Here is a 13,516-nt window from a genome sequence, read left to right as displayed (position 1 = left end):
TTATAGGCCACCCCGTTGGGATGGCCTCTTTCCGATGAGATGTTTGAAATGAAAGGTGTCGATCTCGGAATAAGGGATTGTCAGAGCGTTCACCGGCTCAAGCGGGACGGTCTCCATGCCGAGAACGCCTTGGCCCCGGTCGGTTTCGTAGTCAGGCGACTGCTCGAGCCAGGCAAATACCGCGTCATATACCCGCCGCATGTGAGCTTCATCCCCATACACACGGGCTCGCGCACCAAGCCCTCCGCAAACCCCCAAAGCTTCGATGCCATCCGGCACTTCCCCAGCCTCACGAACCGCCAGCCCGACCCACAGCGTGTTGACACCATTGCCCATTGCTCCTGCGGTATGAACACGTACGCCGACGGTCCGGCAGCCCATCTTATCATAATAGACAGCTCAGGGAAAATAAGGTTATTATTCCTATAACACCATACTAGGGGGATGGATCGTGAATACCGAATTTTTGAGAGGGTTCTTGGAGACAGCCCGGACGAAAAGCATTGCAAAGGCTAGCGAGGCTTTGCATATCTCGCATACCGCGCTCAGCAAACAGTTGAGAAGCCTGGAGCAGCAATTCGATGTGCAGCTGTTCGTCCGTTCCGCCCAGGGGGTTGAGTTAACCGAGGCAGGCAAGGTCTTGTATGAAGGCTCAAAGGTATTGCTTGACCATATCGCTGTATTAGCGAAGTCTCTCGAGCCATATAAGGAATGGCAGCGGATTCGAATTGGTTCCGTTCCGGATATCGCCTCGCAGTACCTCTTGGCGTCGTTAAATCAGTTAGAGGAGCGCGGCCTGGACGTGGACATGGTGTATCGGCAGTCCACGGCAGAGTTGTATAGGATGCTCCTTAACGGAGAAGTCGACCTCCTGGTTGCTGAACGAATCTCCATGCATCCCTCCATATGGATGGGGGAACTGCTTCGAGAACCCCTATTCGTGGTCATGCCGAAGGACCATCCATTTGCGAAGAAGACGGCCGTTACGCTGACCGAATTAAGCAGCCAGCCTCTCGTTCTCTACGCGGAGGGCTGCACCATCCGCGCTAAATTAACGGAATTATTCTCGGCAATGAACCGCCCCATGCACATCAAAACCGAGGTTAACTTCAAAGAAGTGATCCTCGGTTACGTGGACAATGGCGCAGGGCTCACCGTGCTGCCTGAACCTTACACAACCCAACTTGCATCAGACCGATTAGTCTGCCTTCCCCTAGATCATCCGGAGGCCGAGCGGACGATCGCCGTGCTAAGCATGAACCGGGCGAAAGGTCAGAAGATACACCGAATGCTTCGTTAAGTTTGTTTGTTATATTCCCTTATCCTGCAGGTACGGTTTCCTTGAGTCCGAACAGTTGGAGGGAAATATACGGGTAGGTGCCGTACCTTACGGCAAGCTCCAGCTCCAACAGCGTAAATCGTTCAATCGTTCGGTTGTTGGCAAGCTTCCCCGCATGAATGAAACGGAAAGGCAAAGGCCTGAATCGCTCGATAAACCGGAGTACCGCTTCTTCATCATCTCCGGTGACGAGCACATCGCTTCTCTTATCCTCGAATACGGGGTTTTCAAACACTTTGAAAAACGTATTTTTAAAAGCGCCTATTACTTTCGAATCCGGCAATAAGGACTGAAGACGCTCGGCGGAAGACTCGCCCCATGCCGTCGTGAATCCGCTGAAATCATCGTTGAAGGGATTCGATATATCCACGATGATTTTATGCTGGAGCCGCCCTTGATGGACCAGCGCCCAATCCATAATTGCCGCTGCGGGAAAGGCCGGAATGATCATATCCGCCTGCAAAGCATCCTCATAAGAAACGACCGTAATCTGGTCTAACCCGAAACTTTTTGCAAGCTCCGCCGCTTCCTCCGGGTTACGGGAGCCCCACAGCACTTGCCCTTCTGTATAGGCCGTTAACTGCTTTACCAATGCCTTCCCCATATTTCCTGTTCCCAGTACGCTTATTGTCATGTTTACCACTCCTCCTTAGATTTGATATCAGCATACCAACAAAGGAGGGTCCCCAGAAGTTCCGCAAAATCGCACCCATCCCACTTTTGGTTTCGGCTGTACGGTTATAGGAAGCAAGAGGGCTTGCTTGTAACAGAAAACCTACAATTGACCGATATATACAATTGTGAATAAATGGATACAGTTACCACACCTTAGGAGGCCAAAACAATCGTGAAAAAATTTTTCTGTACCTTACTTTCAATTTTTCTAGCTGCTATTCTATTTCCATACGGTAGCATCGCGGCTGCCAATGGAAAAAACATTGAAATTTCGGCAACCATTGACGGCCGCCCCATCTACTTTGATGTTGCTCCTCAAAAAATAGATGGCCGTGTAATGGTTCCGCTACGCGCTATTTTTGAAAGCATGGGCGCAGAGGTTGAATGGGAAGGCTCCACCGAGACCATCAGAGGGAAGAAAGAAGACATTGCCGTCACCCTTCGTCTAAATGACACCACAGCTGTGGTCAGTGGTAAGACCGTCGCTCTAGATGTGGCCGCAACCAAAATGGAAGGCAGAACCTTCGTGCCTGCCCGTTTTGTTGCGGAGAGCTTTGGAGCCGACGTGACATGGGACAATAGCCGTCAGCAAGTCATCATCAGTACGGGAGCCGCCGCGCCAGAAGGCCGCTACTACTTTGTATACAACAGCCAGAAGGTAACGGCTCAAGACTTGGCTTCAATTAAGCTGTTTACCAATAAGTTCAGGTCAACCCACAACGTTCTGCTGGACGCCGCGCAGTTTAAGACTGCGGCCGCAGTGTACGACGCTCTTAATGCCGAGCAAAAAAAGCTTGGGGGTAAGGTGGCTGGAATTCAGATTTTCGGACCGGCGAGCGACGTCCCTTCCTTCTCCTACGTCCATAAGATGAAGCCTACGGAGGGTAATTTTGAGTGGAACGGCGTCGAGCATAACAAGGTTGAGAAGTACGTAACCGATCTTTTCTACTCCACCTTCAAGAACGACAGCAAGTATCTGAAAAACGACGTCACGGTCTATGGAATCATACAAGAGAACCTTCCGATCAGCATCGTTCCGGAATGGCCGGTCTCACGCCTTCCACTGACGAAAGGAGAAATCTCCAAGTACATCGAAAACTATGACTCCTACCGCAAGCAGATCCAGGGCAAGGCCGTCCCGACCGTCGCGCTCTCGGCGCCTTACGAAATTCAAGATAATATCGGTCAGGACGACATCGCTTATCTCATGAAGCGAATGAAAGCGGAAGATGAATTCGGATACTTCGGCAATACCGACCTCCGCATCTACTATGACCATCTCGCCGTTAACCTGGAGAAAGAGAATAAATCCGGGGTAATGGATCTCGTAGTGGGCGCCGATGGAGGCACCGAAGGGGCCGCACTGAAAAAGAGCGGAAAGGATTACTTCCTCGACCGCAAAAGCGCAGCCAGCCTGAACGCCAATTACTACACGGCCTTCTTCTGGGGCATGAGCGCTGCCAAGGGATTAGACGTTAATAGCATCATCCACGACGGTATGGCGAAAGGGAAGATGATCAACCCCGTTGCCCTGACCGTTCCGACCTACAACAGAGACGCCGTGAATTACCTGTGGCTTCCGGTGCCCACGCCTGAAGGAGAGGAAGACGGTGACTGGCATGACTACGTCGCGGTGGACAAGGAGCTTCTGAAGAGAGATAACCCGTTCTTCTTCGTCTATAAGTACTACGAGGCCGTCGAGAGCGGCAAGACTCGTCTGCAAAGCTTCCACGAGGCGCAGACTGCTTACGCAAGTCTGTCTGTAAGCAACAAAAAAAATCTTCGAGCGGCGATAGGCTACGAGAATGTCATATCCCTTCACTACCTGGGGTTGGCTGATTACGAATAAGAGACTTGGAATGCATACTATAATTCAGGCAGTGCTGAATAGTCCTGCCAGCTCCCTGACTGATAAGCCAAGATTTCGATCGGCAACAAAAAAAATACCCCATAGGGAGACTTCCCTACGGGGTATTTAGGGTACCAAATTATGGCGTTACCAGTATTTCGTTTCCTGCTTCATCGCGCGTCCACTCATGGGCTTGCGCAGCCTCTTCAATCTCCTTGAATGCCCAGTGTGATGGTTCGACATCAGGGAACGAAGCACGGTTTACGCCATGAAGCGGACCTCTCCGGAACAGTCGGTTCAGCACCTTGACGGCTTCAGCTCTTGTAAGCTTCTCTTCAGGACGGAAGCTGCCATCTGCATAACCGATCATGATCCCCGTTTGCTCAACCGCCGCGATTGCCTGCCTCGCCCAATGCGATACCTGCACATCTTGGTAGTTGACCGTTCCAGCTTCAAACGTTGTCCCCGACTTGAGCAGCCAACGATAAACGATAGCCGCCATCTGCGCGCGGGTCATCTCGTCCTCTGGACCGAAAGCGCCGTTCGCATAGCCTTCCATGATGCCGTGTTTATGGACGGACGCAATATACGAGGACGCCCAATGCCGCGCCTCAATATCCGCGAAGCTTGCTTGTCCGCTCTGCACAGACTCTCCGTCCAGGTTGCGGGCAAGCATCGCCGCCATCTCGGCGCGCGTCACATACGCGTCCGGACGGAAGGTATGGTCGTTAAAGCCTTTAATATAAGGATTGTGCGCCAGTTGTGCCCCGTCGGATTCGTCGTCGACGTGAAGAATGGTGAAGGTACTGAACCCATCCACATCGAATTCAAGTCCGAGCAGCTCGGCGTTTGCGCCATATTGAACCACCCTTGGCGCCTGTACAATTTCCTTCGAGCCGTTGCTGTGCTCAATATAAATGACCAGCTGCTCAAGGTAAGCTTTGCGTTCGGCTGCATCTTCAGGCAGCTGAACATCCCTCAGCGGCAGAATGAGCGTCACTTGACGGCTCTGCATGTTCGTCTCGATCGTCATTGGACGAGCGACTGCGGTCACTTCCTGTCCTTGAGCTAGAGCCTGCACGGACTCCTCGACTCTCGCGCGCTCCTGTACGGCCTCGCGCTCCACCGTAGATTTCAATGGGACAAGCTTGAAGTACAAATCGTCGAGCTGGAATGTATCCAGCGATTCTTGAGGTACAATAATTCTTACATTCTCCGTATACACCTCAAGATTAATTCCGCCGTCGACGAGCTCCTTCGTCGCTTCCTTCGGCACGGTAAAGTCTACCTTCGACACCTTATCCGCCTCATCCGGAATCAAGACACGAGCCGTGTGATCGCCGGACTTCGCCAATATTTTCACTGTTTCCGCCGCCCGCTCGGTCGTTAACGTCACATCATCCCGAATTGTTCCGGCGGCTTCTGTAATCCGCTTGATCGGGGTCTTATTCACGATAGGACCTTCCCCGACAAGGCCGGTCTGCACTTCCACATTAATCTCCTCGACCGTTTCCGGCGATGGAGTCGTTACTGGAACATTGATCACGAACGCCGGCGTCTCAAACTGTAGTTGGGCCGGATGCGCTTGTACATTCGGAACTGCCGCATCATCCTGCGCCACAATGTACAGATCATAGCGGGTATTGGGCGTAAGATTCCGCAAATCAATCGTCTTAGCCGTATCCGCCGCAACCGTGTCCGATCCGTGCAGCGTAACCGGCAAATGATGGCTGTCCACTCCCGCCTTCACCTGCGCCGATGTAGGTGCGATTGCACCGCGAGGCAGCACCATGTAGAATACCGTGCCCGCTTCATTCTCCTGAACACTGAACTGTGCCGTGTAGTAGCTTACCGATACCATCTTCGGATAATCGGTCGCATGCACCGGCGCCGTAGCGTCTGCCGTTTCGATTGTCAGCATGACCGGCACCAGCTGCAGGTTCGGAACAAGCTCGTCATCCTCCGCGATGACATACAGATCGTAGCTTGTTTCTGACGCCAGCCCTGTAACCTGCAGCGTCACTGCCAGATTTGCTGCCGGCACAACCCGGGAACCTCGATTGTTTGCCAGCTCGCCGCTGCTGTCTAGCCCCGCCTTCACCTGAGCTGCCGTCGGAGCCGAATCGCCATGCGGTATAACGACATAATACACCTTGCCCGCCTCGTCCAACGCCGCCTCCAGCTGAGACCCTTCACCGGTAACTTGCGTCAGCTTCGGATAGGTCGGATCGAACACCGGCGGCGTCACGTCTAACGGCGTAATGATAAGCTTCCTTGCACTCAGCTGCACATTCGGCGTCGGTTCGTCGTCCTCTGCGAGAACGTACAAGTCATAAGGCGTCTCGGCTGCCAGTCCTGTAATGGTGAATGTGTCCGGAGTATTTTCCCCGAACGCTTTGGAGCCGGCGAACAGCGCCGACCCGCTATCCGAGTCCAAGCCGGCCTTTACCTGCTCCGGCGTCGGAGTAGAGCTGCCCTCAGGCAGAACGACGTAATATACCGTCCCCGCTTCGTCAATCTGCGCCGCGAACTGGGCCGAGTTGACCGTGACGAGCGTTACCTTGGGATAGGTAGCAGCAAATACCGGCGGCGTTGCATCCACCGGAATGATTCCGATCTTCGTCGCCGTAAGCTGCACATTCGGAATCACCTCGTCGTCCTCTGCAAGGACATAGACATCATAATATTTCTCCGGGGTCAGCCCTGTGATCGTGAACTCATCCGCCGTGTTCGCCTCAAAAGCTTTGGCGCCGGAGAAGAGAGCCGGTTCCCCATACGCATTCAATCCGCCTTTGACCTGCGTGCGGGATGGCGCGTAATCGCCATGCGCGACTATCACGTAATACACCTTGCCCGCTTCATCGATCTGTGCAGAGAACTTCGCCGAATTTTTTGTCACCTGCGTCACCTTCGGATAGGTTGGAGCAAATACGGGCGGAGCATCGTCCACCGGCCTAATTTCAAGCTTCGTTGCCGCAAGCTGCACGTTCGGCGTCGGTTCATCGTCCTCAGCAAGCACATATAGATCGTAGATCGATTCTTCACCAAGCCCTGTTAATGCGAACTGGTCGGTCTGGTTCGCTTGAAATGGCTTGGAGCCGTGGAACAGCGCCGATTGGCCTTGCCCGTCCAGCCCTCCCTTCACCTGCGCCGGTGTCGGGGTTGGACTTCCTGGCGTTACAACGACATAATAGACCGTTCCTGCTTCATCGATATTTGCCTGGAATGCCGTTGTCCCATGTCCCGCCTGCGTCACCTTTGGAAACGTAACGGCGAACACCGGCGGCGTTAAGTCCGGAGGATTGAGCTGCAGCTTCACTGCATTACGCTGCAGATTCGGCATCGTATCGGTGTCTTCGGCAATCACATACAGATCGTATAAGGTATCTGGCGCCAGTCCCGTCACGTTAATAACATCTTCCGTATAGCCGGCAACGACTTTAGACCCTCGAATCGGCATGAGCTGATTATCATAGTTCATGCCTGCTCTCACTTGATTAGGAAATGGACTTCTGGCTCCTCGAGGAAGCGCCACATAGTAAACCTTGCTATCCTCATCCAGCTTAACCGACAATTTCGCTGTGCCATCCCCGTTCAGTTGGGCATTTGGGAAGGTTGGCAGGAACACCGGCGGTATTTGATCCGTCGTACGCACATCTACCTTCACCGCTTGCGTTTGCAGATTCGGAATGATGGCCTTATCCTCTGCAACGAGGAACACATCGTAAGGGGTCCCCGGCGTCAGGTTCTCGATCACTACGGTACCGTCGTATGTGCTCGGTCTTACATCGACGACCCCTTTATAAGCTGCCGGCTCGCCCGTGCTGTCCTTACCTGCCTTCACCTGCGCCGCAGAAGGCTGGCTTGCCCCTTCGGGCAGCGCAACGTAATACACTTTACCCGCTTCATTAATCCTGACGGCTATCGCTACGGCGTTCAATGTTGATTGAAACACCGCCGGATAGGTCGGCAGAAACTCGGGAGGCGGATCGGCCTGCGGAGCTGGAAGAGGTATAGGTTCGTTCGCCCAACTCAAGAACGGCATGCCGTTCGTTGGTACGTCCTGCATCACCCAAATGCCATTAAAGTTAAAGCTGGAAGAGAAGGAGGCTTGCGTTTTCAGCTGAGCTGTCGAAAACCCGACTATTCCTGACCGTGCAGGAAAAAGCGCTGTCTGGTCAGCGAATTGGAATACATCCTTATCATAAAAATTAGCATTTACACCTGTATTCCCATTCATTATCAGCTGCCCGAACACAGGTCCTACGCTTGCGGGCGCTATAGTCGTTACTTCTTGGTCAATATGAATATTGGCTGTGTTATAGCTCGACATGAGGACTAGCCGGCCGTTTTCCCACTGTTCCGCATAGCCAATTAATCCGCCGAAGCCTGCCGCATTCCCCGCATTCGAGTACAGATGCCCGAGTGAGAAGTTATTTTGAATCGTGACGTCAAGAAAAGCATCCACATAGCCAATGAGGCCCCCGACATAGGTGCTGCCAGTGACATCCTTTAGCGCGTAGGAGCTTAAAACATCGGTTCCGTCCTGATCAAAGGAGCCAAGGTCATCTGTGCCTTGCACGTATCCGATTAGCCCCCCGACACGAGTCCCCCCGGTCACATTCGCATTCGTGAACACTTCTTCCACTGCAAGGTCCTGACCGTATCCAATCAAACCGCCTACCCATTGGCCTTGCGGAACATTCACCGTTCCTTCGAAGGATGATCGGCTGAACCAGCTTTCGACGCTATTTCCTGCCATGCCTCCGAACCCTTTGTCCACGAGGTTGGCGTCTTGTCCGGCCATTACATTCGCTTTGGAGGTAACTCGAATAAATGCCGAGTTATGACTGTACCCCGCCACGCCCCCAATGCTGGCGTACCCAGAGACCGTACCCGTCACCTGTACGTCCGATATAAGCGTATCATTCTCCGCGTGTCCGGCTATAAGACCCGCCTCGCGGGAGCCGTGAATCTCCCCTTGTACAATGTTCAGGTTCATGACCCGCGCCCGATTAAGCGTGCCGAACAAGCCTACCCTTGATGAGGAATTGTTCGTAATCTGCAGCCCGTATATACTGCGCCCCATTCCCCAGAAGCTTCCGTTGAAGGGATGATCCTCTGTCCCAATCGGGGTCCATGGTCCTGTTAGTGAAATATCATTTTTTAAAGCGAAATAGTAATACTTGTCCAAATATTGCGGGAGACCTACATTTTTCAAATGCTGTTCGGTCTCGATAATAAACGGACTCTCTAACGTGCCTGACCCGCTCGCGAAGTCAGGCTCATCCGCCCCCGCTTCGGGGTCTTCCGCCGACGCCACTCCCATGCCGATCAAAGGCTGAAAGAGCAATGCCAGTACTAAAATGAATGTCAGCCACTTGTTTCTTGATGCCATTACGCCCATGCTACACTTCCTTTTTCATATATTAAAATAAATATACCAATCGCTATTGAACGGATTCTGAACAATTTCGACATGATTCGAGTTATTTCGGTTGTATCCATGGACCGGCCGCGAGCGATAAACCCGCCTTGGCTTGGTACGCATAGGAAAAAGGGCCCTTAATAGCTGGTAACCGCTATTCGGGCCTCTTCTATTTTTCACATGCTATCAGCAAGTTAACTTCGCCAGCCGCCGTATTTCTTCGCTCAACCTTCGGTTGACGGGGTATACTTCTTCAATAAAGCTTAAAATACAAAGCGCCGATTCGGGGACACGGCCGTATCCCTGAACCATGTCACCTACAATCTCTGCAAAACGGGGGAATCTCTTTTCCACCCGCCTTTCGTTCCCGAACGGATCGGGAAAGTAGTCTACCTCTGGTTCCAACAGGTGCAGCACGGATAGTATCCTGTCGACCGCGTAACCTTGAATAAACCTCGCCGCCGATAAGCGTTCGCCCCTGGCATAGCGGCCAAGACCGACGTAGAGATTGGTTAAAGCCTCGTTTAAAGGGAAATCCAAGGAATCCCTTTTGGGGCTAGGAATCGGGTTGGCAGAATTAGCGATTTCCGTATTGCCGTACGCCGGGTCCTTCCATATGACCCTTCCGCCCGTATAGGAGGCGTTCGCCAGCTCCCATTCCTCGAATACGGCATATTCTCCAAAAATACCGTCCTCGAACAGCACTTTGTACCCCACATCCGAATTTTTAAAGGAGTAAGCAAGAGGGTGTACGTCCTCGAGCCAGTCCAACCGGTCGATATAGCTGTTTTTCTCTCCTGGCTTCACAATGACAAAGAAGTCTAAATCCGAAAATTCATCCATTCGCTCCGTCTCGGCCCCAACAGAACCGACGCCTAATAACAGAAGGGCTCCCCCTTTGCGTTCAAGCGACTTGCCGATCTCTCCCAGCCGCTGTAACAGCAGCTCTTTTTTCAGCATAACGAATCCTCCCTTGGTTTTGGAATGTAAAAAAGGGCCCAACCCGCACTTCTCAGCGAGGTTGAACCCTTAAGGTTACATTGCCTTTATTATTCTCCTGTGAAATTAACACGCTTGCGTTGCTTCTGTCAATCCCTTCCACATATTGATGGATGTGTCCTAGTCGATTTCCCCGAGCAGAGCGCGCCGCCGATCTTATCTTGCGATAATATTTTGCAATGTTTCTCCCAATGCGCTAATATATATCGTATACGATTTAATCGTGTACGATATATATGGAGGGTGATTTCGATGACTACTGTACATGACTTCACAGTGACGAAAACAAACGGCGAGCGGAAAGCATTGAAGGATTATGCGGGAAACGTTATGCTAATCGTAAACACCGCGAGCAAATGCGGCTTGACGCCCCAATTTACGGGGCTTCAGAAGCTATATGAACAATACAAAGATCAGGGCTTGGAAATACTTGGTTTTCCTTGCGATCAATTTAATAACCAGGAATTCGATTCGATTGAGGAGACGACACAGTTTTGCCAGTTGAACTATGGCGTGTCTTTCCCGATTTTCGCAAAAATTAAAGTCAATGGCGATCAAGAAGACCCGCTGTTCACCTTTTTGAAAAACGAGCAAAGAGGACTGCTCTCCAAACAAATTAAATGGAATTTTACAAAGTTTTTAGTGGATAAGCGGGGGAACGTGGTGGAGCGCTACGCCCCAACGACAGAGCCGGAAAAAATCGAAGCCAAAATTGTAAAACTGCTCAAGGAGTGACAAACGAGGACCTATGGATGATTTTCTTACTTTAGACAAGCAGCTTTGCTTCGCCATATACGAGACATCAAGTCAGTTCTCGAAATTATACAGCACCGTTCTGGAGGACTTTGACTTAACGTATCCGCAGTACCTTGTCCTACTAGCGTTATGGGAGAAGGATGGCATCGGCGTTACATCAATAGGTGAGAAAATCAATCTCGGCACCGGAACGCTCACACCGATCCTCACCCGCATGGAAAAGAACGGCTGGCTCCGCAAAGAGCGGTCCCGGGAGGACGAGCGAAAAGTATTTGTTCATTTGGAAAAGAAGGCGGTCGACCAGAAAGAAAGCATTACGAAGGCCGTGCAAGAAAAAATCATCAATTGCAGCATATCCCTTGATGAATATGAGCAGCTGATGACGCACCTGAAGCTGTTAAGAGGAAAGCTTGAGCAAGCCAAGCAGCTGTCCGCCGGCAAGAAATAGTTTATTTTTGAACCAGCTTGCCGCTGTAGACGCGGTTTCGCCTTTATACTTTGAGGGCGCCCAATGGGTGCCCTCCCTTTTCTCTGGAATCAGCCATGTCCCCCCGCCTGCTTCCTCCTCTGGACAAGCTGCAGAATCAGCATCGCGCCAAGCGCGCCGAATCCGATAAGATCGGTTATGAGTCCCGGAATAATAAGCAGAAGCCCCGCCGCGACGGCGATTACCCGTTCAATAGCGTGAAGCCGCCGAATCCAATAGCCGATCAGACCCGCTCCGACGCCGATCATGCCGATTACCGCGGTGACCGTTACGCCGGCCGCCTCCATCCAGTTCGTATCGATGAGCAGCAGCTGCGGCTGATACACAAAGATGAACGGGATGATAAAAGCGGCAATCGCGACGCGCGTCGATTCCACGCCCGTCTTCAGCGGCTTGGAGCCCGCTATCCCCGAGGCCGCATAGGACGCGAGCGCGACAGGCGGCGTTATATCCGCCACGATGCCGAAATAAAAAACAAACATGTGGGCGGCGAGCAGCGGGACAGGATAGTCGAGCGCGACAATAGCCGGCGCGGCAATCGTCGACGTAATAATATAGTTGGCCGTCGTCGGCGTCCCCATGCCGAGCACCAGGCTGGCCAGCATCGTAAGAATGAGCGTCGGCAGCAGCAGTCCTCCCGCCAAATCTAACAGACCGTTCGCAAACTTCAGTCCAATGCCGGTCAAGGTGACGACGCCAACGATCATCCCCGCGCAGGCGGTCGCGGCAACGACGCCAAGCGCCGATCTTGCCCCGGCCGCCAGTGCGGATAAAATGTCCTTGAACGACATCCGGGTAGCCTTACGGATGGCGCCCACCGCGATAACGGACAAAATGCCATAGATCGCCGAACGCTCGGGGGACATCCCGGACATGAGGAAGCCGATGATCGCCGCAATCGGGATCAATAAATACAGGTTTTTCAAAACCGCTCTTCGCTTCGGCAGCTCATCCGATCGAAGTCCCCTCAGCCCCTGCCGCTTCGCCTCGAAGTGCACCATAATCCAAATCCCCGTAAAATAGAGCAGCGCCGGGATAAGCGCAGCCAGCGCCACCTGGTAATAGGGCGTATTCGTAAATTCCGCCATAAGAAACGCGGCTGCCCCCATAATCGGCGGCATAATTTGTCCGCCCGTCGAAGAAGAGGCCTCTACCGCTCCGGCAAATTCGCGCCTGTACCCGATTCGCTTCATCATCGGGATCGTGAAGGCTCCGGAGGTGACCACATTCGCGACGGAGCTGCCGCTGATCGTCCCTTGCAGGGCGCTTGAGAAGATCGTCACCTTCGCCGGACCTCCAATCCGCCTTCCCGCTACCACTAAGGAGAGATCGTTGAAATATTCGCCGACGCCCGTTTTATCCAGAAACGAACCGAACAGGAGAAACAGAAAGATAAAGCTGGCGGAAACCATAAGCGGCGTCCCCAATATCCCCTCCGGCGTAAAATACATCTGGCTGATCAGCCGTTCCAGTGAAACGCCGCGGTGCTCCAGAAAGCCGGGCATGTATTCGCCGAAATAGGCGTAAAGCAGAAAGATGACGGTAATCGTCACGATCGCAATCCCAACCACGCGGAGCGCGGCAATCAGAACAAGCAGCACCGCGATTCCGCCGACGATCATATCTACGGTTGTAAAATTACCGATACGGGTAAACAACGCCTCATAGTTCAGCAGCCAGTAGAGACCGACACCGATCCCCAGCATCGACAGCAAATAATCGTACCAGGGGATTCGGCCGCTTTTTCCTTTTTTCGTGGAAGGATATAAGAGAAAGATGAGGCCCAGTCCGAAGGACAGATGCACCGCGCGGTGCACCTGATCCGGCAACGGCGTAAAAAAGCTGACGTACAGCTGGTACAGGGAAAACAATACGGCAAAACCGGCTGTAACGGTTTTCAGTATGCCTTCAAGCGGCCGAAAATTGAAATCGGGATCGTATTTGCCGATCATCTCCTCGATTTCCGCCTGGCTCATGGACTCC

General features: G+C 52.6%; 9 protein-coding genes. 4 read left to right on the top strand and 5 right to left on the bottom strand.

Features of this window, described 5'->3' with window-relative positions:
• On the bottom strand, window positions 1-336 hold the full coding sequence (locus D3P08_RS13865; protein WP_119600295.1) for a hypothetical protein: 336 nt from the start codon (window positions 334-336) through the stop codon (window positions 1-3).
• A 115-nt stretch (window positions 337-451) separates the two neighbouring features.
• On the opposite strand from D3P08_RS13865, the gene D3P08_RS13860 reads away from it, so the two are divergent.
• On the top strand, window positions 452-1,300 hold the full coding sequence (locus D3P08_RS13860) for a LysR family transcriptional regulator (RefSeq protein ID WP_119600294.1): 849 nt from the start codon (window positions 452-454) through the stop codon (window positions 1,298-1,300).
• A gap of 19 nt (window positions 1,301-1,319) precedes the next feature.
• Here D3P08_RS13860 and D3P08_RS13855 read toward each other — a convergent pair whose 3' ends face one another.
• Window positions 1,320-1,973, bottom strand: a complete 654-nt coding sequence (locus tag D3P08_RS13855; RefSeq protein WP_119600293.1) for an NADPH-dependent F420 reductase — start codon at window positions 1,971-1,973, stop codon at window positions 1,320-1,322.
• Window positions 1,974-2,186: 213 nt separating this feature from the next.
• Between D3P08_RS13855 and D3P08_RS13850 the strand changes: the two genes are divergently transcribed.
• Window positions 2,187-3,863, top strand: a complete 1,677-nt coding sequence (locus D3P08_RS13850) for a copper amine oxidase N-terminal domain-containing protein (RefSeq protein WP_119600292.1) — start codon at window positions 2,187-2,189, stop codon at window positions 3,861-3,863.
• Between the two features lie 139 nt (window positions 3,864-4,002).
• On the opposite strand, the gene D3P08_RS13845 is transcribed toward D3P08_RS13850, so the two are convergent.
• Together D3P08_RS13845 and D3P08_RS13840 are read right to left on the bottom strand one after the other, a co-directional pair.
• On the bottom strand, window positions 4,003-9,270 hold the full coding sequence (locus D3P08_RS13845; RefSeq protein WP_119600291.1) for an S-layer homology domain-containing protein: 5,268 nt from the start codon (window positions 9,268-9,270) through the stop codon (window positions 4,003-4,005).
• 207 nt (window positions 9,271-9,477) lie between these two features.
• On the bottom strand, window positions 9,478-10,251 hold the full coding sequence (locus D3P08_RS13840; protein WP_119600290.1) for a hypothetical protein: 774 nt from the start codon (window positions 10,249-10,251) through the stop codon (window positions 9,478-9,480).
• Window positions 10,252-10,542: 291 nt separating this feature from the next.
• On the opposite strand from D3P08_RS13840, the gene D3P08_RS13835 reads away from it, so the two are divergent.
• Window positions 10,543-11,025 (top strand): glutathione peroxidase, encoded by a 483-nt coding sequence (locus D3P08_RS13835; RefSeq protein ID WP_119600289.1) that lies wholly within the window; start codon window positions 10,543-10,545, stop codon window positions 11,023-11,025.
• A 13-nt stretch (window positions 11,026-11,038) separates the two neighbouring features.
• Window positions 11,039-11,494, top strand: a complete 456-nt coding sequence (locus D3P08_RS13830) for a MarR family winged helix-turn-helix transcriptional regulator (protein ID WP_119600288.1) — start codon at window positions 11,039-11,041, stop codon at window positions 11,492-11,494.
• 89 nt (window positions 11,495-11,583) lie between these two features.
• Here D3P08_RS13830 and D3P08_RS13825 read toward each other — a convergent pair whose 3' ends face one another.
• Window positions 11,584-13,509, bottom strand: coding sequence for a TRAP transporter permease (locus tag D3P08_RS13825; protein ID WP_240647530.1), 1,926 nt, complete (start codon window positions 13,507-13,509; stop codon window positions 11,584-11,586).
• Window positions 13,510-13,516 lie beyond the last annotated feature (7 nt).

The sequence above is a fragment of the Paenibacillus nanensis genome, from assembly GCF_003583765.1.
GTDB classification, from domain to species: Bacteria; Bacillota; Bacilli; order Paenibacillales; family Paenibacillaceae; genus Pristimantibacillus; species Pristimantibacillus nanensis.
This window is presented reverse-complemented; position numbering and strand designations above follow the sequence as displayed.

What these genes read in the sequence shown, in the direction of transcription:
- D3P08_RS13865 (WP_119600295.1), bottom strand. Translation starts at nt 336, where the DNA reads ATGGGCAATGGTGTCAACACGCTGTGGGTCGGGCTGGCGGTTCGTGAG.
- D3P08_RS13855 (WP_119600293.1), bottom strand. Translation starts at nt 1,973, where the DNA reads ATGACAATAAGCGTACTGGGAACAGGAAATATGGGGAAGGCATTGGTA.
- D3P08_RS13845 (WP_119600291.1), bottom strand. Translation starts at nt 9,270, where the DNA reads ATGGGCGTAATGGCATCAAGAAACAAGTGGCTGACATTCATTTTAGTA.
- D3P08_RS13840 (WP_119600290.1), bottom strand. Translation starts at nt 10,251, where the DNA reads ATGCTGAAAAAAGAGCTGCTGTTACAGCGGCTGGGAGAGATCGGCAAG.
- D3P08_RS13835 (WP_119600289.1), top strand. Translation starts at nt 10,543, where the DNA reads ATGACTACTGTACATGACTTCACAGTGACGAAAACAAACGGCGAGCGG.
- D3P08_RS13830 (WP_119600288.1), top strand. Translation starts at nt 11,039, where the DNA reads ATGGATGATTTTCTTACTTTAGACAAGCAGCTTTGCTTCGCCATATAC.
- D3P08_RS13825 (WP_240647530.1), bottom strand. Translation starts at nt 13,509, where the DNA reads ATGAGCCAGGCGGAAATCGAGGAGATGATCGGCAAATACGATCCCGAT.